The organism is Methylobacterium sp. WL116 (genome assembly GCF_008039455.1).
GTDB lineage: Bacteria > Pseudomonadota > Alphaproteobacteria > Rhizobiales > Beijerinckiaceae > Methylobacterium.
The window spans coordinates 1-481 of sequence record NZ_VRUV01001133.1; the positions used below are offsets into that span (position 1 = coordinate 1).

The window sequence follows — 481 nt, forward strand, 5'->3', positions numbered from 1 at the left end:
CTATGGAAGTCAGCGATCTGAAGAACCCGCCCTTCGTGGTGCTCACCTACCGAGACGGGCACGTCGTCGTCGAGGAGGATGCCGCCACCGAGGTGGCCGCCGTTGGAGGCTCCGCCCTGGGCGAAGGCGGCGGTGCCCATGGTCAGGACGAACGCGGACGCGAGCGTGATCGACTTGAAAGACAATGTGTTTCCTCCGGTGGATTACCAAACTCTGCTGAAGAACCAGCTTGCGCCGTCTCCGTTCCACACGAGAAAGCCGGCCCGGATCTCCCCGGACGGGCCCCTCGATCGTCGGGCTTCGATCGGCGCGTCTTCAAAGGCGCCTTCAGCGCGTCCTGGCACCGAGCTTCGTGCTGATCGTCCGTCCGCCGCCACGGCGCATCATGTGGCGCCGCATGGTGTGGTGGCGCATCATCGAGCGGCGCGTCATCCGCACCTGCACGGTCGGGGCCTCGGGCTGGACGAGGCTCGGCGCGGGC

The 481-nt window shown here is 66.9% G+C and carries 1 protein-coding gene; it reads right to left on the bottom strand.

Annotation, left to right across the window (positions count from 1 at the left end):
* The coding region (locus FV223_RS29750; RefSeq protein ID WP_147730141.1) for a hypothetical protein at positions 1 to 185 on the bottom strand (185 nt) is incomplete at its 3' end.
* Positions 186 to 481 lie beyond the last annotated feature (296 nt).